Origin of the sequence: Pseudomonas weihenstephanensis, assembly GCF_001043055.1 — a bacterium.
GTDB lineage: Bacteria > Pseudomonadota > Gammaproteobacteria > Pseudomonadales > Pseudomonadaceae > Aquipseudomonas > Aquipseudomonas weihenstephanensis.
The window spans coordinates 93,743-114,420 of the sequence record NZ_JYLF01000009.1; the positions used below are offsets into that span (position 1 = coordinate 93,743).

General features: G+C 56.2%; 17 protein-coding genes and 1 riboswitch. Of the genes, 8 read left to right on the forward strand and 9 right to left on the reverse strand.

Annotated features, from left to right (window positions below):
- Nucleotides 1–219 precede the first annotated feature (219 nt).
- A complete protein-coding gene (locus tag TU86_RS18760; RefSeq protein ID WP_239658835.1) occupies nucleotides 220–1,914 on the forward strand; it encodes a response regulator in 1,695 nt (564 codons plus the stop codon).
- 15 nt (nucleotides 1,915–1,929) lie between these two features.
- Here the strand turns inward: TU86_RS18760 and TU86_RS18765 are convergent, their stop codons facing one another.
- The 5 genes from TU86_RS18765 to TU86_RS18785 all read right to left on the reverse strand — a co-directional run bounded on the left by TU86_RS18765 (nucleotide 1,930) and on the right by TU86_RS18785 (nucleotide 8,483).
- On the reverse strand, nucleotides 1,930–2,307 hold the full coding sequence (locus tag TU86_RS18765; protein ID WP_048365811.1) for a response regulator: 378 nt from the start codon (nucleotides 2,305–2,307) through the stop codon (nucleotides 1,930–1,932).
- A 67-nt stretch (nucleotides 2,308–2,374) separates the two neighbouring features.
- Nucleotides 2,375–3,571, reverse strand: a complete 1,197-nt coding sequence (locus tag TU86_RS18770) for a hybrid sensor histidine kinase/response regulator (RefSeq protein WP_048365812.1) — start codon at nucleotides 3,569–3,571, stop codon at nucleotides 2,375–2,377.
- Nucleotides 3,562–4,176: a chemotaxis protein CheB gene (locus tag TU86_RS18775; protein ID WP_048365813.1), complete on the reverse strand. Its 615-nt coding sequence runs from the start codon at nucleotides 4,174–4,176 to the stop codon at nucleotides 3,562–3,564. The genes TU86_RS18770 and TU86_RS18775 overlap by 10 nt, the downstream gene beginning before the upstream one ends.
- The gene (locus TU86_RS18780) at nucleotides 4,173–4,988 is read right to left on the reverse strand and encodes a CheR family methyltransferase (RefSeq protein WP_048365814.1); all 816 of its coding nucleotides are present in this window, start codon (nucleotides 4,986–4,988) and stop codon (nucleotides 4,173–4,175) included. The genes TU86_RS18775 and TU86_RS18780 overlap by 4 nt, the downstream gene beginning before the upstream one ends.
- Nucleotides 4,989–8,483: a response regulator gene (locus TU86_RS18785; RefSeq protein ID WP_048365815.1), complete on the reverse strand. Its 3,495-nt coding sequence runs from the start codon at nucleotides 8,481–8,483 to the stop codon at nucleotides 4,989–4,991.
- Nucleotides 8,484–8,738: 255 nt separating this feature from the next.
- Between TU86_RS18785 and TU86_RS18790 the strand changes: the two genes are divergently transcribed.
- The 5 genes from TU86_RS18790 (at nucleotide 8,739) to cobM (ending at nucleotide 11,581) form a co-directional block, all read left to right on the forward strand.
- Complete coding sequence (locus tag TU86_RS18790; protein WP_048365816.1) at nucleotides 8,739–9,104, forward strand: response regulator; 366 nt, start codon at nucleotides 8,739–8,741, stop codon at nucleotides 9,102–9,104.
- A 30-nt stretch (nucleotides 9,105–9,134) separates the two neighbouring features.
- Nucleotides 9,135–9,350, forward strand: a riboswitch (cobalamin riboswitch).
- A gap of 96 nt (nucleotides 9,351–9,446) precedes the next feature.
- Nucleotides 9,447–9,635 (forward strand): CbtB domain-containing protein, encoded by a 189-nt coding sequence (locus TU86_RS18795; RefSeq protein WP_048365817.1) that lies wholly within the window; start codon nucleotides 9,447–9,449, stop codon nucleotides 9,633–9,635.
- An 11-nt stretch (nucleotides 9,636–9,646) separates the two neighbouring features.
- Entirely contained in the window at nucleotides 9,647–10,348 is a 702-nt protein-coding gene (locus tag TU86_RS18800) for a CbtA family protein (RefSeq protein WP_048365818.1), read from the forward strand.
- Nucleotides 10,345–10,758 (forward strand): cobalamin biosynthesis protein, encoded by a 414-nt coding sequence (locus TU86_RS18805; protein WP_048365819.1) that lies wholly within the window; start codon nucleotides 10,345–10,347, stop codon nucleotides 10,756–10,758. Before TU86_RS18800 ends, TU86_RS18805 begins: the two co-directional genes overlap by 4 nt.
- Before the next feature lie 76 nt (nucleotides 10,759–10,834).
- Entirely contained in the window at nucleotides 10,835–11,581 is a 747-nt protein-coding gene (gene cobM, locus TU86_RS18810) for a precorrin-4 C(11)-methyltransferase (protein ID WP_048365820.1), read from the forward strand.
- A gap of 79 nt (nucleotides 11,582–11,660) precedes the next feature.
- Here cobM and nfuA read toward each other — a convergent pair whose 3' ends face one another.
- Nucleotides 11,661–12,245 carry a Fe-S biogenesis protein NfuA gene (nfuA, locus tag TU86_RS18815; RefSeq protein WP_048365821.1) on the reverse strand — a complete coding sequence of 195 codons (585 nt, stop codon included), beginning with the start codon at nucleotides 12,243–12,245 and terminating at the stop codon, nucleotides 11,661–11,663.
- A gap of 110 nt (nucleotides 12,246–12,355) precedes the next feature.
- Nucleotides 12,356–14,653, reverse strand: a complete 2,298-nt coding sequence (locus TU86_RS18820; protein ID WP_048365822.1) for a fatty acid cis/trans isomerase — start codon at nucleotides 14,651–14,653, stop codon at nucleotides 12,356–12,358.
- A 152-nt stretch (nucleotides 14,654–14,805) separates the two neighbouring features.
- On the opposite strand from TU86_RS18820, the gene metH reads away from it, so the two are divergent.
- The gene (gene metH / locus TU86_RS18825) at nucleotides 14,806–18,516 is read left to right on the forward strand and encodes a methionine synthase (RefSeq protein WP_048365823.1); all 3,711 of its coding nucleotides are present in this window, start codon (nucleotides 14,806–14,808) and stop codon (nucleotides 18,514–18,516) included.
- A gap of 66 nt (nucleotides 18,517–18,582) precedes the next feature.
- Here metH and TU86_RS18830 read toward each other — a convergent pair whose 3' ends face one another.
- Entirely contained in the window at nucleotides 18,583–18,942 is a 360-nt protein-coding gene (locus TU86_RS18830; protein ID WP_157395927.1) for an NEL-type E3 ubiquitin ligase domain-containing protein, read from the reverse strand.
- Between the two features lie 146 nt (nucleotides 18,943–19,088).
- Between TU86_RS18830 and TU86_RS18835 the strand changes: the two genes are divergently transcribed.
- Nucleotides 19,089–19,304, forward strand: a complete 216-nt coding sequence (locus tag TU86_RS18835; RefSeq protein WP_048365825.1) for a DUF2970 domain-containing protein — start codon at nucleotides 19,089–19,091, stop codon at nucleotides 19,302–19,304.
- Here the strand turns inward: TU86_RS18835 and TU86_RS18840 are convergent.
- Nucleotides 19,301–20,392 carry an ABC transporter substrate-binding protein gene (locus TU86_RS18840; RefSeq protein ID WP_048365826.1) on the reverse strand — a complete coding sequence of 364 codons (1,092 nt, stop codon included), beginning with the start codon at nucleotides 20,390–20,392 and terminating at the stop codon, nucleotides 19,301–19,303. The genes TU86_RS18835 and TU86_RS18840 overlap by 4 nt on opposite strands.
- Nucleotides 20,393–20,678: the final 286 nt, after the last annotated feature.

Genomic DNA, 20,678 nt, shown 5'->3' on the forward strand with positions numbered 1-20,678 from the left:
CACTGCCTGCCACTCAGGGCCTGAGCGAGCACGTCACGGTCATGGGTGAGGAGATCGCAATGGACTTACTCAAACGCACCGTGTTAACGCCAATAAACCCTCCATATTAATAATAATTTCAAAACGTTGAACCGCCACGATACCGCAGGGTCAAGACCTTATAGCCGCTTAATACGCGGGGAATGGTTATAGGTCAGGTATCAAAAGGCGGGATATTCTGTGATTACATTGGGTCCACGCGAAGAGCGCGCACTGATTCTCACGTGCCCCGGACTGGTCAGGTCTGTCGATCAGCAACAATTGGCATCGGGCGGTGTTAACAGCCTTCAGCTTTCGCGCATCGATCAGCTGCAACCGGCACTGACAGAAGGCGCGGGGCTGCTGATTGTCGAAGCCAGCTCACGGCAAGCCGAAGAACTGCGCGAACTGAGCAAGGTACTTGCGCACCAGCCAGACTGGTCCGATGTGGCGGTGATCGTACTGACATCAGGCCAATCCTGGTCTGACCTGCAAATCACCGAACTCAGCGCTCAACTCGGTAACGCGATGTTGTTGGCGCCCTCCTGGACCTACACACAGTTACTCTGCCTGTCGAAAAACGCGTTGCGAAGCCGACGTCAGCAATACATTGCCCGTGACTGCGCAGCACGCCTGACTGAACGTGAAAACTTTATTAAGAATGCACTGCAAGCTATTGATATTGAAATAAATCAGCGAGTGGAAGAACAACTCAAGCACAACGAAGACCTGCGCCACGCGCAAAAAATGGAAGCTATTGGCCAGCTCACCGGCGGTATAGCCCATGACCTGAACAACATGCTGGCCGGGATCATCGGCAGTATGGAGTTACTGCGGCGCAAAGTAGCTCGGGGCAAAACCGACGAACTGGACAGTCTGATTGACATGGGGGTGACGTCCGCCAATCGCGCTGCGGGCCTCACCCATCGGCTGCTGGCTTTTTCACGGCGCCAGTCACTGGACGCCAAGCCCCTTTCCATCAACCCGTGGCTGATGGCACAGCACCAACTCATCGCACAAAACCTGGACCCGGATACACAACTAACCCTTGAAGTTGACGATGCCCTATGGGTGGCAGAAGTAGACCCCGTGCAATTGGAAAATGCGTTGCTACATCTGATTTCAAACGCCCGTGATGCCATGCCAGCCGCCGGGCATTTTACCGTTCAAACCTTTAACCAAGAGGTGAACACAGACTTCAGCGAAGCCAATGCCAAGCTCACGCCAGGCGATTACATTGTGCTGCGCGTGACGGACAATGGCTGCGGCATGGCCGAAAGCACGCTAAAACGTGCTTTTGATCCATTTTTTACAACAAAGCCCATTGGCCAAGGCACAGGCTTGGGCCTGTCTATGATTTATGGATTTTGCAAACAGTCACGGGGTCATGTACGCATCCAAAGCCAGGAGCTGCATGGCACCACGGTCGAGATTTTCCTGCCCCGGTTTAACGCAAGCGGTAGCCGTTTGAACGTAGACAGACTGTCGTTGGCCCAAACCTGCGCCAACGCGAGCAAAACGCTGCTGGTCGTCGAAGACGACAGTGCCGTGCGCAATCTGGTGACCGATGTATTACGCGAGCAAGGTTATACGGTGATCAGTGCAGAAGACGCCAATGGCGCACTGCCGATTATCGAGTCTGCGCAAACCATTGATTTATTGATCAGCGATGTGGGGTTGCCGGGTATGAATGGGCGTCAGTTAGCCGAAATCAGTCGCCAGGTCCGGCCGCAGTTGCCGGTGTTGTTCATTACCGGCTACGCACAACATGCTACGGCGCGCGGCGGGTTTCTGGATGAGGGCATGCACCTGATTACCAAGCCCTTCACCTTTGACCTGCTGACGGCCAAAGTGAATGAGATGGTGCAGGCAGGCAAGACGCAAAGCCAACCCTGAACCTTTCGGGGAATGTCAGGCCAACAGAGTCTTGATAGTGTTCTGTAGCTCGTCCAGGTCGAACGGTTTAGCCAAAATAGGGGCTTTGCGCGTGATGGGGCTGTCTGTCTCGCGGATTTCCTGTGGGTAGCCGCTGATGAAGACCACCTTCAGATCGGGCCGCAATTTAACCGCCGGCTCAGCGATCTGCACACCCGAGATCCCGCCGGGCAGACGAAAGTCAGTGACCATCAGGTCCAGGTGCGGTTTGCTGGCCAAAATTTCGAATGCCTGCTCGCCATTCTCCGCCTGCAACACACGATAGCCTTCACCGGACAAATAGGCGGACAGGACCATCAGGATCGAAGGATCATCTTCGACAATCAACACCACATCTTGTGCATCTTCACTCATGGGGGAAACCTTCATTCCTCAAATGCTGCCAATACGACCATGACGGCGGCCATAGGTTGCGCAAATTTTAAGAGTTTTGCTCCAATGGCAAACTGACCCGGAACAAGGCGCCTTCACCCAACGCGCTGTGCACGGTGATTTTCCCGTGATGCGCGGCAACAATTTGCTCAGAGATAAACAGGCCCAAACCCAGCCCGGCGACCGCATGTTTGGCGCAAACACGTTCGAATTGCAGAAATATTCGTTGCTGGTTCTCTTCGCTGATGCCAATGCCTTGATCCCGAACCTCGACCACTGCCCATTTGCCTTCAGCGTACACCGACACATCAATCGGGCTTTTGGCCCCATAGCGCAGCGCATTGGTCAACAGGTTGGACACCACTTGCTCGATCCTGAACTCATCCCACTGCCCCACCACCGGCTTCTCGGCACGCAGATTGATGCTCGATTGTGCGGCGTTGATTTGCGAAGCAAACGTATGAACCAGGGTAGTCACCAGACGCGACAAATCGAATTCATTAGGTCGAATCGACAACTTGCCTGTGCGAATGCGCGACACATCGAGCATGTCTTCAATCAGCCGGATCAGGCTCTGGATCTGACGCTCATCGCGCTCGACCATCGCCTGCATCTTGTCCATGGTAAAAGCTGAAGCGTTATCGCGCGCCAAATGCATTTTGCGCAGTTGGGTTTCGAGAATCAGCCCGTTGAGCGGCGTTCGCACCTCGTGGGACACAATCGACATGAAGTCGTCACGCATGCGCACAGCATGCTCAAGCTCACTCTGAGTCACTTTTAACTGCGCCAGCAGCACTTCCTGTTCGCGGCGGCTCTTTTCCAGCGCTTCAACCTGCTGCCTGACGGCCTTTCTTTGCCGATACAGATCGACAAACACATTAACCTTGCTCTTGACCGCGTGAATGTCCAAAGGCTTGTGCAAGAAGTCCACAGCACCGCTTTCGTAGCCCTTAAAGGCATAGTTCATCTCACGGCCTGCGGCACTGACGAACACGATCGGGATGTTTTTGGTTTTGTCAGTGCCACGCATCAGTTCAGCCAGCTCGAAGCCATTCATGCCCGGCATCTGGACATCAAGAATGGCGATGGCGAACTCGTGTTGCAGCAACAGCGACAAGGCCTCGTCGGCCGACAAGGCTTTATAGACAGTGCGATCCTCGCGCTTGATCAACGCTTCAAGCGCCAATAAGTTCTCAGGCAGATCGTCCACGATCAGCAACTTGGCTTGAATATCACTCAGTAGCATTCGATTCGTTCCAGCTCAACAAGCAGACGGCCGATGCCGCGCAAAGGGAGGATGTAGTCTGGTTTTATCCGATCCAGTGCCGCTTGCGGCATAGTCGAAACCAAGGCTTCTTCAGGGTCCTGGATGATGGTCAAGCCACTTTGCAGCTTGACCGTTGCCAGCCCCTGAGCACCGTCCTGATTGGCGCCAGTCAGTAATATCGCGGCCAGACGGTGTTGATACACATCGGCCGCGGACTCAAACAAATAATCAATCGAGGGCCGTGAGTAGTGCACGCGCTCCTCGCGACTCAACGAAAAACTGTGATCACGCTCAATCGACACGTGATAACCGGGGGCAGCGAAATACACCGTACCCGGCACAATGGGCTCTTTGTCATCCACCTCTTTGACTGGCACCTGCAAGCGACGACCAAACACCTCTGCCAACTGGCTGCGGCGCTCATCCGGCAGATGCAGCACCACGATAATGGGCAACCTGAAGCCAGGCTTCAGATCCGCGAAAATCGCCAGTAACGCCTCAACCCCGCCCGCAGAAGCGCCCACCACAATCGCATCGACACGCCTCGAGCGGTCGAGCTTCACTTCTTGATCGTCGCGAGTCATAGCTTGCGATAAATCCGTTCGGGCTTGAGCAGCGCCGTGAACTGCTTGCTGTAGTCAGAAAAGTCCAGCGTCTCCTTGCTGCCCAACATCAAAAAACCGCGATGACATAACGATTCATGAAACAAACCAAAGGCGCGATTTTGCAAATTTTTATTGAAGTAAATCAGTACATTACGGCACGAAATTAAATGTGTTTCTGAGAACACGCTATCCGTCGCCAGGCTGTGATCGGCGAAGGTCACATTCTCACGCAGGCTCTTGTCGAAAATGGCGAAGTCATAGGCGGCCGTGTAGTAGTCAGAAAACGCCTTCTGTCCGCCCGCCTTTTGGTAGTTCTGGGTGTAGGCGCGGATATTTTCCAGCGAAAAAATCCCCTGCTTGGCCTTGTCCAGCGACCGCGGGTTAATGTCCGTCGCATAGATGATGGTGCGGTCCAGCAAACCTTCTTCACGCAGCAAGATGGCCATCGAATACACCTCCTCACCCGTGCTGCACCCTGCGATCCATATTTTCAGTGACGGGTAGGTTCTGAGGATCGGCACCACTTCCTGGCGAATGGCCAGGAAGTGTTCCGGGTCGCGAAACATCTCGCTGACCGGGATGGTCAAGAACTGCAATAACTGCATGAATACCGTGGGATCGTGTAGCACCCGCTCCTGCAAAGCCGAAATGGTATTGCAATCAAATTGGCGCATGGCGTGATGCACCCGGCGCTTGATCGATGCGCCAGAGTAATCACGAAAGTCATAGCTGTACTTGAGATAGATCGCTTCAATCAGCAGCCGTATTTCGATATCGGTGTTTCGCGTCACTTAGATACGTTCCATTTTGGGTAACCACACACGAATCAGCGAGAACAGGCGATCCAGATCGATGGGCTTGGCCAGGTAATCATTGGACCCGGCTTGCAGGCAGCGCTCCTGATCGTCCTTCATGGCCTTGGCCGTGACCGCGATGATCGGCAGCTTGCGCCAGCGCGGGTTCTTGCGAATCTCAACCGTGGCTTCGTAACCGTCCATCTCGGGCATCATCACGTCCATCAACACCAGGTCGATGTCGTCGACTTCATTCAAGCGTTCGATGGCTTCGCGACCATTTCGGCCAATGACCACAATCGCGCCCTTTTGCTCCAGTGCGCTGGTCAGCGCGAAGATATTTCGAACATCGTCGTCCACCAGCAAAATCTTGCGGCCCTCAAACACCTTGTCGCGACTACGTGCAGTTTTGAGCATCGTTTGCCGTTCATGGGACAGCTGAGATTCCACTTTGTGCAGAAATAAAGTCACTTCATCGAGCAAGCGCTCAGGGGAGCGCGCGCCCTTAATGATGATAGAGCGCGAATACTTGCGCAGTTCCGCCTCCTCATCCCGCGTCAGATTACGCCCGGTGTACACGATGACCGGCGGGAATGAGCAAATGTCTTCGGTGGACATGCGCTTGAGCAAGTCGTTGCCCAGCATGTCAGGCAGTTTGAGGTCGATGATCATGCAGTCGTAGATATTTTCGCGCAGCAGGTCCAGAGCCTCCTGCGCGAAGCCCACGGCCGTAATTTCAATGTCGTCATCACCGATCAGGCGCGCAATACTGTCGCGCTGCAGGTCATCGTCTTCAACCAGCAGCACCCGCTTGACCTTTTGTGTCAGCTTCGCTTCAAGGCGGGCAAACACATCTTTGAGTTCCTCGCGCGTGGTCGGCTTCACCGCATAACCCACCGCGCCCATGTGCATGGCGGCCTCAACCCGGTCCTCGACCGAAATCACATGCACCGGGATGTGCCGGGTCGCAGCCAGCTCTTTTAGGCGTTGCAACACGGTCAGTCCGGAATGATCCGGCAGGCGCATATCGAGCAAAATCGCATCTGGAATAAACTCGGCCGCCAGGTTGAAGCCTTCATCCGCACCATGGGCGACCAGGCACTGATACCCCAACTCATGCGCCAGATCGAAGAGGATGCGCGCGAAGTTAGGTTCGTCTTCAATCACCAAAATACAACGCGTCGTGAACGGTGCTTTTTCACGGTCATCCATGAAACGGGGTATCTCGACTGGCGCCATCGCTGCAACGACCGGTGCGGCTTTGGCCGTCATCTGCGTAGCTCTGGCGGGCAACTCTGGTGCGGGTTGCGCATAAGGCTCATCGTGCTCGATAAACTGTTGGGGCAAAATCAAGGTGAAAATGCTGCCCTGGCCCGGTTCACTCGTGATGCTGATCGAGCCGCCGAGCAATGTTGCCAGATCACGCGAAATCGACAGCCCCAAACCTGTACCGCCGTAGCGCCGGTTGGTAGTGCCGTCTGCCTGACGGAAGGCTTCGAAGATGCTCTCCTGCTGGTCAGGGGCAATACCGATCCCCGAGTCGCGCACGGTGAAGGCAATGCCCTCCCCCGGTTGACGTGAAACGGTCAGGCTGACCTGGCCTTTTTCAGTGAATTTAACGGCGTTGGACAGCAGATTCTTCAGGATCTGCTCCAAGCGCTGACGGTCCGTGAAAATCATCGGCGGCGTGCCAGGCTGCACTTCAACGTGGAAATCCAGTGCCTTGTCTGCCGCCATTGGCTGGAACATGCCGCGCAAGCCTTCAATGAGCCTGGCAACCATTGCATTCTCGGGACGCACTTCAAGCTTGCCGGCTTCTACCTTGGAGATATCCAGAATGTCGTTGATCAGGTTCAGCAAGTCGTTACCCGCCGAGTAAATCGACTCGGCAAATTTGACCTGCTCGGCAGTCAAGTTCTGTTGCGGGTTTTCGGACAGCAGTTTGGCCAGGATCAACGAACTGTTCAGCGGTGTGCGCAGTTCATGCGACATGTTGGCCAGGAACTCTGACTTGTATTTGCTGGAGCGCTGCAATTCTTCTGCACGCTCTTCGAGCTGCACCTGAGCCTGATTCAGCTCGGTGTTTTTGTGGTCCATTGCATCACGCTGCGACTCCAGCGCCAGGGCCTGATCGGCCAGCTGCTCGTTGGTTTGTTCGAGTTCCGCTTGCTGGGTTTCGAGGTGGGTTTGCGACTCTTTGAGAATGCGCGACTGTTCTTCCAGCTCTTCGTTGGCGGTTTTGAGCTCTTCTTGCTGCACCTGCAACTCTTCGTTGAGCTGCTGGGTTTCGGCCAGCACTTCCTGTAGGCGCTGACGATAACGCGCGGCTTCAATCGAGGTGCCGATGTTGTCGGCAATCAGCTCGAACAGCTCGGTATCACGCTGCGTCAAAGGGCGCAGAAAGCCCAACTCGATCACGCCATTGACCCGGTCATCATCACTGGTCGGTATCACGAGCACACTACGAGGGCTGCCTTCGCCTAACCCAGAGCTGACTTTGAAGTAATCCGCCGGCACGTCGTCCAGGCGAATCAACTTATGGTGTTGGGCGGCCTGGCCAATGATGCCTTCATCGTTATGAATCACTTGGTCTTGCATTTCTTGCTCGCGGGAAAACCCGTAGCTGGCCACGCGCTTAAGACCGCCATGGTCTTCGCGCACATACACAGCAGCGACCACAGAACCCAGATATTGGGCACAGAACTGCAAGATATTGCGCCCCAGCATGTTCAGCGTAAGGCGCCCTAGCACCTGCTCTGCCAGCTCGGTCTGCCCGTTGCGCAGCCACGCCTGTTGCTCCAGGCGCTGCGCGCTCTTGAGCTGGGCGTCGAGGTTATAGCTGTAACTCTTTGAAAGATTTACCAAGTCACGACGACCGATATAGGCCAAAAAGCCACTTACGCCCAGGACAAAGACCAAATACAGGCCGATGACCAAGAAGGTGGTGCGGGTCACATCGTCGTTACGCGCCACGCGCAGTTGCTGCTCCATCGCAATAAAGGCGTCGAATTCCTTACGGATCTGATCAGTGAGGCGCTTGCCGCGCCCAGCTTGGACCGCACCGCGGTAATCACCATTATTGCGACGCAAGTCGATTATGGATTTTGCGTAGTTGCTCCAGTCATTCTGCAACGCTTCAAGGCGCTTGAGCCGATCGACTTGCTGCGCGTTATCGCTGACCAACGCTTGTAAACCGTGCAGCTGCGCAATGATCTGCGGCCTGGCCACTTCATACGGGTCCAGAAAATGCTCATCACCGGTGATCAGGTAACCGCGCATGCCGGTTTCCAGGTCAACCGTCAGCTTCATCGCTTCATTGGCGTTGCTGATCACCCGGTCCGAATGCTGGAGCCACTGAATGACTGACAGCAAAAAGCTGATCATCACCACAAACAAAACGGCGCTGAGCACGCCCACGCCCAAGGGCAAACCAACGTTGCGACTCAGGAGCTTGCGAAAACTTCGCTCATCAACCGATGCAGGTGCATTCATTTTTCTGGCCCGTGAACAGTCTTAAAAAACTGCAAGTTTGCCGGAATATCGAGTAAATAATCTATTTTCTTACGAGAAACGGTACAAATTCGTGCAAAACGCTGCCTTCTACCGTGACTAGCAGCTATTCTTGCAGGCCTTGTACGGGCATTTTCTTAGTACAAGAGGGGGAACTTGTCCGGGGTGTCAGCTTACTGATACTGCATGCCACACCTGTTGATCCACCCGCGCTCACATTTTTTCGGGATACCCACTATGTCCGCAACACCCTCCACTATCCTCGTCGTCGAAGACGATGCCATTGTTCGCATGCTGATCGTGGATGTACTGGAAGAACTTGAGTTCAGCGTGCTGGAGGCTGACGGCGCTGAACAGGCACTGGTCTTTATTAAGAATGCTGAGCACACTATTGATTTGCTGATGACAGATGTCGGACTGCTCGGCATGGACGGTCTTCAACTGGCCAAAAAAGCACGCGAGCTGCGCCCGGCATTGCCCATCTTGTTTGCCAGCGGGTATGCGGAAAGCCTGGAAAAGCCAAGAGACATGTCCGTCATTGCCAAACCTTTCTCCATCGACCAATTGCGCGACACGGTTAAAAGCATTCTGTCCGCCTGCTGATAATTGACGGCTCCCCCGCGCTCGTGGTCTCCTACACATCTTGTATCAGGTGCCCTTCACAGGGTGAAACGGGAAACCGGTGCGTCAGGCGTTTATCGACCTGATCAGTCCGGTGCTGCCCCCGCAACGGTAAGCGAGAGACACATCAAAACCACTGTGCCGCTGGCATGGGAAGGTGATGTTTGCAGGTTCAAGCCCCTTGAACCCCTCGCAAGCCCGGAGACCGGCCTGAACACATCGAATAACAAACCCGCGGTGGGCGGGCGCTGTTGAACCCTGCGCACGTCGTTCGCGGGGTTTTGTTGCGCTCTATCGCCCGCTGTCTGACCAGAGGGAAGCGCCATGACCATCAGCACCAGCCGTACCCAATCCGCTGCTACCACGTCCACTCAAAGCCAACGCATCGTCGCCGCTGTCAGCGCGGCAGTGCTGGGCGCCTTTCTGGTTTATTTTGCAGGCTTTTCGCACATCGATGCGGTGCACAATGCCGCGCATGACACCCGTCACAGCGCTGCCTTTCCGTGCCATTGAGAAGCCCTGCCATGATTAAGCGTATTGCTCAAACCGCAGGCTTTACGGGCCTGCTGGCCGCACTTGTGCTCACATTGCTGCAAAGCTTTTGGGTCGCACCGCTGATTCTTGAAGCCGAAACCTTTGAAAAGCCTGCGCCCACTCAAACCCATGATCACGCTGACAGCGCCATGCCCGCTCACAGCCATGACGCAGAGGCTTGGGAGCCGGAAGACGGCTGGCAGCGCATACTGTCGACCACCGGCGGCAATCTAGTGGTCGCGGTAGGTTTTGCCTTGATGCTTGCAGGCTTGTACACCTTGCGCAGCCCTACCCGCACATCACAAGGCTTGTTGTGGGGCGTGGCCGGTTACGCCACGTTCTGCCTGGCGCCCACCCTCGGTCTGCCACCTGAACTGCCAGGCACCGCTGCGGCTGATTTGCTGCAACGCCAGATCTGGTGGGTCGGCACCGCCGCCTCAACGGCCGTGGCCATTGCGCTGGTCGTGTTTGGCAAACATTGGGCACTGAAGGTGTTAGGCATCGTGATTGTGGTCATTCCGCACATCATGGGCGCCCCTCAACCCCTGGTGCATTCGAGCCTGGCACCCGAAGCCCTGGAGTCACAGTTCAAAATTGCGTCGCAATTGACCAACTTCGCATTCTGGCTGGCGTTGGGCGTTATCAGCGCCTGGTTATTCCGGCGCAAACCTGAAAGCCAGTACGGCGCATGACACAAACCCGCACAGTGCCAACCCTGGTGGTTGGCCTGGGCTGTCGGCGCGGCTGTCAGGTTGAAGCGCTTCAGGCGCTCGTCGAACGTTCGCTGAAACAGGCCGGGATCGCGCTGAACACGATCCGTGCCTTGGCCAGTATCGAACTGAAACAGCACGAACCCGGACTGCTTCAACTGGCTCAACAGTTGCAATTACCGTTCAGGGTGTTCAGCGCGCAACAACTGAGTGTGCATGCCGCGCAACTGAGCCACCGTTCAAACCTGTCGTTGGCGCACACGGGGTGTTACGGCGTGGCTGAAAGCGCCGCGCTGGCCCTGGCTGAACACCTGACAGGCCAGCCTGCCCGCTTGCTGATCACTCGCCAAACATCGGCCGGCGCAACGTTTGCAGTGGCTTGCTGCGGGTAAAAAACGCGATAATCCCCCGCCTCACTATGAGCGCTGCTCAAGAGCCGCTCTATTTCACCCTTTTCAAGAGACTGCCATGACTGTTTACTTCATCGGTGCCGGCCCCGGCGATCCAGAGCTGATTACGGTCAAAGGTCAGCGCCTGATTCGCCACTGCCCGGTGATCATTTATGCCGGATCTCTCGTGCCCGCTGCCGTATTGGAGGGGCATCAGGCCCATCAGGTGATTAACAGCGCCGAGTTGCACCTTGAGCAAATTATTGAAGTGATCAAAGCCGCCGACGACAAAGGCCAGGATGTTGCCCGCGTGCACTCCGGCGACCCCAGCCTCTACGGGGCCATCGGCGAACAGATTCGCTGCCTGCGGGCACTGAATATTGCCTTTGAAATCATCCCCGGTGTCACCGCTACAGCGGCCTGCGCAGCACTGCTGGAGACAGAACTGACCCTGCCGGACATCTCGCAAACGGTGATTCTGACCCGCTACGCTGACAAAACCGTCATGCCTGCTGGCGAAGAACTCGCAAGCCTGGCGCAGCACAAGGCAACCATGGCCATTCACCTGGGGGTCAAACACCTGGAAAAGATCATTGCCGAGTTGACCCCGCACTATGGCCCTGACTGCCCGATTGCCGTGATCCATCGCGCCAGTTGGCCGGACCAGGACTCGGTGAGCGGAACCCTGGCGGACATTGCGCACAAGGTGCAGGTAAAAGGTTTCAAACGCACGGCGTTGATCCTGGTTGGCCGGGTACTGGCCAACGACAGCTTCAGCGATTCTTCGCTGTACCGCGCGGGGCATGCGCACCTGTATCGGCCTTGAAAAACAGGCGTAAAAAAACGGTGCTCACGGGGCACCGTTTTTTTATGCAGCTCGCAGCGAACACCCTGTGACTGATGACTCAGTAGTAGGCGTTTTCTTTCTGCGAGTGGTCGGTCACGTCACGTACGCCTTTCAACTCAGGAATACGCTCCAGCAACGTGCGCTCGATGCCTTCGCGCAAGGTCACGTCCGCCTGACCGCAACCCTGGCAACCACCACCGAACTTGAGTACGGCGATGCCGTCTTCAACCACTTCAATCAGGCTGACCTGACCACCATGACTGGCCAAACCGGGATTGATCTCGGTTTGCAGGTAGTAGTTGATGCGCTCGTTGATCGGGCTGTCGGCATTGACCATCGGCACTTTTGCGTTGGGCGCTTTGATGGTCAGTTGACCCCCCATGCGGTCGGTCGCGTAGTCCACCACGGCATCGTCAAGAAACGGCTCGCTGACCGAATCGATCCAGGCAGTGAACGTCTTCAGGCCCAGCGCGGTATCTTCAGGCTTTACTTCGTTAGGCTTGCAGTACGCAATGCAGGTTTCAGCGTACTGGGTGCCGGGTTGCGTAATGAAGACGCGGATGCCGATGCCCGGGGTGTTCTGCTTGGACAGCAGATCAGCCAGGTAATCGTGGGCGGCGTCGGTAATCGTTATGGCGCTCATGGAATCTCCTCGCAGACATGGGGCGCAGTTTACGCCAATCGGCGCGCCTGACAAAGTCCTAGTATTTTTGTCAGGAAAGCCGCACCCCATGTGGGTAATACAAATGACCCTTACAGGTTCTCGTAGCGGTTCATGTCCAGCACGCCCGCCTCCACCGGATCGGTTTCGTTGATGTACTCGCCGATATCGTGAAAGTACTGCCAGAACTGTGGATGGCTACGGCGAATGCCCCAGCGCTGCACAATCGCGTCAAAACTCGCCTGATCCTGGCTCTTCTCCATCGCCTCGACGAATGCCTCTACTTCCCCCGCCGGGATATTGAGCATGAAGTTAGGGTAACTGCTCAGTACCCCCGGATAGATCGTCAAGGTGTCCAGCCCTGGCTGCAAACGGTATTCCTCACCCAACATAAACGCCACGTTGGTGTGCGCCCGGTTGCGCAACATGCTGTACATCTCACGTTTGCCGTCAGCGGCTTCGATACGCAGCAGGGTGGCTTCAGGCAATTGATTGATCACTGCCAAACCGGCAGCTGGGCGCGACACCAGGCGGCTCAACGATTGCTCGGCATACTGGAACGCCTGGGCAATACCCGTACGCGAACAATACGCACCGGTGCACCGGTTGATCGGGTCAGGCCGCGCATTCAGGGTGCCGGTACGCTCAATCAGCTTGAGTGCAAAGTCGCGTTTGGGGTCCACCGGATTAAGCTTGATCCCGGTCGGGGTGTCAGTGTCGATCTTTTGATAATCCATCCACATCTTCAGCTTGCCACTGTTCTGATACCAGTCGCCGAGGATGTCAGCGCGCGCATCGGCGGGCATCAGCCGCAGAAAGTTCACCTCTGCACCGTTGCGAATCAGGTCAAAGTACAAACGTGTCTGCGCCTGATGCGAGACATTGCCGAACACATCAAAGTTGACCGCCAGCTGATAGTAAGTCCGTTCAAGCAGCGGATAGTCGAACAACCACATAGTTTGCGGAACTTCACCGATCAACCCTTTGCTGACGCTGGCACTGTCAAAGTGGCGGAAGATCGTCAGCAGCGCGTTATCGTTACCCGCCCACAGGGTCGACCAACTGGGTGGTGGCATTTCGGCATAAGCGCTCTGGCGCAGTTCTTCATACTCGTTACGCTTGTCGCGGTAGTTGTGCCACAACGAAATGACACTGCCAACGTCATCGATTTGCCCCGGCATGGCCAGCAATGGCGTGGCCTTGCCGCGATAAGCTGCATCCGTCACATAACGGTCACGGGCGGGTTCCTGGAACACGGTCCAGAAATTATCGCGAATCACGTCGGTGGCAATTTGCCCGCGGCACACCGGCCCGCGAATGAAGGTGCGAACGAAATACTCCGCGTTGTCGAGCATGAACTGATATCGGGCCACCGCCGGGATCGCTTCAAAGGTCTCAAACGGGTTGGCGCGACCACGCGGGCCGTAACCCGGCAGTTTGGCCGCATGCCAGTCACCGCTGTAAAACAGCTGTTTGACCCGTGCCAGCTTGCTCGCCCCCATTGGATAAGTAATGTGGGTTTTGTGAACGATCACGCCTTGTACCGGCATCAACCGGTAATAAAAGGTGGTGCCCGGGTCGTCATTCGGGCGACGGGTGGCGATCAGATCAATGGGCTGCCCACTGGGCGTGCGCGAGCGTACCCACTGGAAATAATGCCCGGGCAGGCCATTGTCGAAATAGGCATGCGCGAGGAACAAGTGCTCGTATAGCCAGCGGGCTACCAGCGCTTCAGTTGATCCGGGGCGATTAAGTAACTCTTCCCACTCCCCTATTTGCGTGGCTTCGGTGGCTGTCGGCTTGATGGCGTTCTGATCAACTGGTGCACCCTGAGCCAACCACGTCTGGACCGTCATGTACTGCTGATCGGTCAAGCCGGTTACGGCCAGCGGCATGCCTTCCTTGGGATGCTTTTGTGCGTAGTCATTGAATTCGTCCGGCGCCGGGCAACTGTTTTCACGGTTAAGCCCCAGCACGATGTCTTCAGGCAGCTTGGCATTGGGCGTCAGCGGCGTGCGGTGGCCCAATTCGAGCATGCGCGCCATCAATGCGGCCTGCGCGCCCTGTGCGTCGAGCACGGAGTAAAAGCCCTTGTTACGCCACGCCTGCGGGCCGCTGGCATCGTAAAAAATTCGCGTCGGTGGTACGGCCGAGGTGCGATCGCCCTGATAGACCGGCACTTTGCTCGCACCGCGGGTGGCGCCCTCCGCGCTCCCGAGATTGAGCTGGCACGCCGCATCGTTACACGCGTGGCAAGCCACGCATTTTTCAGTGAGGATCGGCTGGATATCCCGGGTATACGAGATAGCCGGACTTACAAGCGGGGTTTGGCCCAACGCTGTACTGCACACCACCAGCGTCACGGCGCCGGTGAGTAGGCGAAAAAACATGTGCCATTGTCCTGATATTAAAAATGTCGCGATTCTACCCGTCGAAGGCTCGCATCAACATGAATGAAATTCATGTAAATTAGCGAACGATCAAATCCCACGCAGGTTTGTTATGATTTGCCATCTTTTGCATGGCTCTAACAGGTAGTCCTATGTCTGACCGCAGCGCTCGTCTCCAAGCACTTCAGCAAGCCCTCAAAGAGCGCATTCTGATTCTCGATGGCGGCATGGGCACTATGATCCAAAGCTACCGTCTAGAGGAACACGACTATCGTGGCACACGTTTTGCCGACTGGCCGAGCGACATCAAGGGCAACAATGACCTTTTGGTCATTACCCGCCCGGACGTCATTGGCGCCATTGAGAAAGCGTATCTGGATGCCGGTGCCGACATCCTTGAAACCAACACCTTCAACGCCACCCAAGTGTCTCAGGCCGACTACGGCATGCAGGCGCTCGCCTACGAGCTAAACGTAGAAGGCGCAAGGCTGGCGCGCAAGGTGGCTGACGCCAAGACCCTCGAAACCCCGGACAAGCCACGTTTTGTCGCCGGGGTACTCGGCCCGACCAGCCGTACCTGCTCGCTGTCGCCAGACGTCAACAACCCTGGCTATCGCAACGTGACCTTCGATGAACTGGTCGAGAACTACACAGAGGCCACCCAAGGACTGATCGAGGGCGGTGCCGACCTGATCCTGATCGAAACCATTTTCGACACCCTCAACGCCAAAGCTGCAATCTTCGCCGTACAAGGCGTGTTCGAAGAATTGGGTGTCGAGTTGCCGATCATGATTTCCGGCACCATCACTGACGCCTCGGGCCGCACCCTTTCCGGCCAGACCACCGAAGCGTTCTGGAACTCGGTCAGCCATGCCAAACCGATTTCGGTTGGCTTGAACTGCGCCTTGGGCGCCAGCGAACTGCGCCCTTACCTGGAAGAGCTGTCGAACAAAGCCGACACCTATGTTTCGGCTCACCCGAACGCGGGCCTGCCCAATGAGTTTGGCGAGTACGACGAACTGCCGTCCGAAACCGCCAAGGTGATTGAAGAGTTTGCCCAAAGCGGCTTCCTGAACATTGTCGGCGGTTGCTGCGGCACCACGCCGGGGCATATCCAGGCCATCGCCAACGCGGTGGCTGGCTACGCACCGCGTCAGATTCCGGACATCCCCAAAGCCTGTCGCCTCTCGGGCCTTGAACCGTTCACCATTGATCGCAGCTCATTGTTCGTGAACGTCGGCGAACGCACCAACATCACCGGTTCGGCACGCTTCGCCCGCCTGATCCGGGAGGACAATTACACCGAAGCCCTGGAAGTGGCGCTGCAACAAGTCGAGGCCGGGGCGCAGATCATCGACATCAACATGGACGAGGGCATGCTCGACTCCAAAAAGGCGATGGTCACCTTCCTCAACCTGATCGCTGGCGAACCGGACATCTCGCGCGTACCGATCATGATCGACTCCTCAAAGTGGGAGGTGATCGAGGCCGGTCTCAAGTGCATTCAGGGCAAGGGCATCGTCAACTCGATCAGCATGAAAGAAGGGGTCGAGCAGTTCATTCACCATGCCAAGCTGTGCAAGCGCTATGGTGCGGCCGTGGTGGTGATGGCCTTTGACGAGGCTGGCCAGGCGGACACTGAAGCGCGCAAAAAAGAAATCTGCAAACGCTCCTACGACATTCTGGTCAACGAAGTCGGCTTCCCGCCGCAAGACATCATCTTCGACCCGAACATCTTTGCCGTCGCCACCGGCATTGAAGAGCACAACAACTACGCCGTGGACTTCATCAACGCCTGCGCCTATATCCGCGAGGAGCTGCCGTATGCCTTGACGTCGGGCGGCGTCTCCAACGTGTCGTTTTCGTTCCGTGGCAACAACCCGGTACGTGAAGCCATTCACTCGGTGTTCTTGCTGTACGCGATCCGTAACGGACTGACCATGGGCATCGTCAACGCCGGGCAACTGGAAATCTACGACCAGATCCCGACCGAGCTGCGCGATGCCGTGGAAGACGTGGTGCTCAACCGCACGCCGGACGCCACCGACAACCTGCTGGCGATTGCTGACAAGTACAAGGGCGATGGCAGCGTCAAAGAAGCAGAAACCGAAGAGTGGCGCAGCTGGGAAGTCAACAAACGCCTTGAGCATGCGCTGGTCAAAGGCATTACCACGCACATCGTGGAGGACACCGAAGAGTCGCGCCTGTCGTTCAAACGTCCTATCGAGGTGATTGAAGGCCCGCTGATGTCGGGCATGAACATCGTCGGCGACCTGTTTGGCGCGGGCAAAATGTTCCTGCCACAAGTGGTGAAGTCCGCGCGCGTAATGAAACAGGCCGTGGCGCACTTGATCCCGTTCATCGAACTGGAAAAAGGCGATAAGCCAGAGGCCAAAGGCAAGATTCTGATGGCCACGGTGAAGGGCGACGTGCACGACATCGGCAAGAACATCGTCGGTGTGGTACTGGGTTGTAACGGCTATGACATCGTTGACCTGGGCGTGATGGTGCCCGCAGAAAAAATCCTGCAAGTGGCCAAAGAGCAGAAATGCGACATCATCGGTCTCTCGGGCCTGATTACCCCGTCACTGGACGAAATGGTTCACGTAGCGCGTGAAATGCAGCGCCAAAACTTCCATTTGCCCCTGATGATCGGTGGCGCGACCACTTCCAAGGCGCACACTGCGGTCAAAATCGAACCCAAGTATCAGAACGATGCCGTGATCTACGTCACTGACGCTTCACGCGCCGTGGGTGTGGCCACACAATTGCTGTCCAAAGAACTCAAACCTGCCTTCGTGACTAAAACCCGCGAAGAATACGTCGAGGTGCGCGAGCGTACCGCTAACCGCAGCGCCCGTACCGAGCGCCTGAGCTATGCCGCCTCCATCGCCAAAAAACCGCAGTTCGACTGGGCCAGCTACCAACCAGTAAAACCGACGTTCACCGGCGCCAAGGTGCTGGACAACATCGACCTCAAGGTACTTGCCGAATACATCGACTGGACACCGTTCTTTATCTCCTGGGACCTGGCAGGCAAGTTCCCGCGCATCCTCACCGACGAAGTAGTCGGCGAAGCGGCTACCGCGCTGTATGCCGATGCGCAGGAAATGCTTAAAAAACTGATCGACGAGAAACTCATCAGCGCCCGCGCCGTATTTGGCTTCTGGCCAGCCAATCAAGTCAACGATGACGACTTGGAGTTGTACGGTGACGACGGTCAGCCGATTGCCACGCTTCATCACTTGCGCCAGCAAATCATTAAGACCGACGGCAAGCCCAACTTCTCGCTGGCTGACTTTGTCGCGCCAAAAGACAGCGGCGTGACCGACTATGTAGGCGGCTTCATCACCACCGCCGGAATCGGTGCCGAAGAAGTGGCCAAGGCCTATCAGGACGCGGGCGACGACTACAACTCGATCATGGTCAAGGCCTTGGCCGACCGCCTGGCCGAGGCGTGTGCTGAATGGCTGCACCAACAAGTTCGAACGAACTATTGGGGATACGCCAAGGACGAGCAACTGGCCAATGATGAATTAATCAAGGAGCAATACAGCGGCATCCGCCCTGCTCCCGGTTACCCGGCGTGCCCGGATCACACCGAAAAAGCCACGTTGTTCACACTGCTTGATCCTGAAGCCGAGGAAATGCGTGCAGGCCAAAGCGGAGTATTCCTCACCGAGCACTACGCGATGTTCCCGGCCGCAGCGGTCAGCGGCTGGTACTTTGCTCACCCGCAAGCGCAGTACTTTGCGGTGGGTAAAATCGACAAGGATCAGGTTGATAGCTACACCGCCCGCAAAGCCCAAGACCTTAGCGTGACTGAACGCTGGTTGGCGCCTAACTTGGGGTATGACAACTGATTGTGTAGCAAGCGCTACATTGTGCGCGCGCTGCCACCGCTTAACAGGTGGCAGCGCGTACACGGCTCAGTCGTCTGCAACCTGTGAGCGCTCACGCTCCGTGAGCTGCGTGAGCAATTGCTTGCGTTCGGCGGCGTTTTTCTTACCTAAAGCATCGACGGCCTTACTGTAGGCGTCATCGATGGCGGTAAAACGCTCCTCCAATCCATCTCTCTCGCTGAGTTGAAGTTGTTCCGACGCCAAAAAGTCATCCGGGTATTTAGACTTTAAGAAGTCAACCCAGTACTCACGCCCCAATAATTGCGCCATAAACGCGGGCGTCTCTTCAGCCGCAATGACCTCCAGGTAAGCGCGCTCGATTGCTTCTGGCGTGACTTTCGCTATGTTTCTGTACAGCATGGCATTGAGTCTCTCCTGATAACTCACGGGGGAGCCTCAGTAAAACGAAAAACCCAGTGCTGATGAGGTACATAAATAGAGCGTTTGCACACCGGCCGTCTTCAATTGCACCGTATTAATGGCCTTTGACTATCCTCAACTCAGTGCATATCGAATGGACAGGTGAGGACCTTATGGACGATCCCGACAACAATCCGCCCACTTTTTGGCAAGTTCTGCACAGCGTGATGGCCGCTGCTTTCGGGGTGCAAAGCGCAAAAAACAGAGCACGAGACTTTACCCACGGTAAACCCAGCCAGTTCTTGATTCTAGGTTTGCTGTTTACCGGGGTATTCGCGCTGACGTTGTACGCCATTGTCAGGTTGGTCCTGCACCTGTCGGGCGTTTAAGGGGCGTTAAGCAGCGATTTAAGGCTGAAAGGGTAAACATAGCTGTCAGGTTTTCCCTGTGCCGAAAACCGCTTGAATGGCAACTGGTAATTCTGCTCGCGCGTGATGCTCAGCAGGTGCTTGGCTTGTTCGACATCAATCAGTTGCAACAAAGGTACTTGGCGATCTCGCCCACCAAAACGGGTGAAATCGATGCCTTTGGCATCGTCATTGAGCAGGACCATCGCCCAGCCCCCCAACGTGAAGTGCCCGGCCACCAGCGCACTCAAGCGCCCGTCGATCCGAGCTTCAAGCGCGGGGATGGAACTGTTGACCGCGCTGAACAACATGTCACGCCCCGGAACGCGGCCGGCTTCTTGCGCGGCGTGCATGGCACCAAACGCCATTTCGTCATTGGCTGACCACACCAACGCAGTGTCGGGGTAGCGTTTAAACAACTGCGTTGCCTGTTCGTAAGCGCGCTGCTGACTCCACTCGCCGTAAACCATTTGGCGCAAGCGCACCTGCGGGTGCTCGCGTAGCGCGCGCAGCATGCCTTTTTCCCGCCAGCGCGATGCCGGGGTATTTTTCACGCCTAAAAAGGCCACGAGATCCAACGTCTTGGCCGGTCCCAACGCCGCATGCTGGCGCACCAACTCATTAAGCATCAGGTAGCCGCCCTCCTCGTCGTTGGTCACCATGCTGCCCACCCAGGTTGAATAGTTACCCGCATCCGGGCCGACCATTTGTATTTGCTCACCGGTCAGCCCGTTATTAACCATGAACAGCTTTACGCCGCTGCCTTGTGAGAGACGCAGGATTTGCGGGGCAATGTATTGCTCGTTGACGAAGACCAAGTAATCGGGACGGCGCGCTCCTTGCAGCGCTGCTCGCGCCTGAGCGATTGATGTATCAGGCGAGCGCCCGGCGTATTGCACCTCCAGGTGCATGCCTAAATCCTGGGCCGCCGCCTGCATGAACTGCGAATAGCTCACCCAAAAAGTTTCATCAGCGTTGCCGGGGTTAAGAAACAACACCGTCGCGCTGTGAGCCACCATCGAAAATGGCAGGCACAGCACGACTACGCATTGGCGCAAAAACTTGAGCATTGTCACCTGTTCCTGAACATTGAACCATCTGGTAGCTGGCACAATACCACTAGACAGCTGGCCCGCTGTCGCTTGCCCGGTAATCAATCGCTCTGGAATGGAGCAGGTGTTGCCCCTTCATGCTCAGGTCACTGGCGGCTGACCCAAAAAACCGCCGCCGCCACGACCAAAACAATCATAAAAAAAATGGCCCAAGCATCGACCTTGCTGTCGCTTTTACGCACTTTGACTGGAGTACTCATCGCATCGCCTTTTTTCGGTTTTATGGGTGAATGCTTGAAGACTT

Coding starts and splice junctions, on each gene's coding strand:
- TU86_RS18765 (WP_048365811.1), bottom strand. CDS start 2,307: ATGAGTGAAGATGCACAAGATGTGGTGTTGATTGTCGAAGATGATCCT.
- TU86_RS18770 (WP_048365812.1), bottom strand. CDS start 3,571: ATGCTACTGAGTGATATTCAAGCCAAGTTGCTGATCGTGGACGATCTG.
- TU86_RS18775 (WP_048365813.1), bottom strand. CDS start 4,176: ATGACTCGCGACGATCAAGAAGTGAAGCTCGACCGCTCGAGGCGTGTC.
- TU86_RS18785 (WP_048365815.1), bottom strand. CDS start 8,483: ATGAATGCACCTGCATCGGTTGATGAGCGAAGTTTTCGCAAGCTCCTG.
- TU86_RS18790 (WP_048365816.1), top strand. CDS start 8,739: ATGTCCGCAACACCCTCCACTATCCTCGTCGTCGAAGACGATGCCATT.
- TU86_RS18795 (WP_048365817.1), top strand. CDS start 9,447: ATGACCATCAGCACCAGCCGTACCCAATCCGCTGCTACCACGTCCACT.
- TU86_RS18800 (WP_048365818.1), top strand. CDS start 9,647: ATGATTAAGCGTATTGCTCAAACCGCAGGCTTTACGGGCCTGCTGGCC.
- TU86_RS18805 (WP_048365819.1), top strand. CDS start 10,345: ATGACACAAACCCGCACAGTGCCAACCCTGGTGGTTGGCCTGGGCTGT.
- cobM (WP_048365820.1), top strand. CDS start 10,835: ATGACTGTTTACTTCATCGGTGCCGGCCCCGGCGATCCAGAGCTGATT.
- nfuA (WP_048365821.1), bottom strand. CDS start 12,245: ATGAGCGCCATAACGATTACCGACGCCGCCCACGATTACCTGGCTGAT.
- TU86_RS18820 (WP_048365822.1), bottom strand. CDS start 14,653: ATGTTTTTTCGCCTACTCACCGGCGCCGTGACGCTGGTGGTGTGCAGT.
- metH (WP_048365823.1), top strand. CDS start 14,806: ATGTCTGACCGCAGCGCTCGTCTCCAAGCACTTCAGCAAGCCCTCAAA.
- TU86_RS18835 (WP_048365825.1), top strand. CDS start 19,089: ATGGACGATCCCGACAACAATCCGCCCACTTTTTGGCAAGTTCTGCAC.
- TU86_RS18840 (WP_048365826.1), bottom strand. CDS start 20,392: ATGCTCAAGTTTTTGCGCCAATGCGTAGTCGTGCTGTGCCTGCCATTT.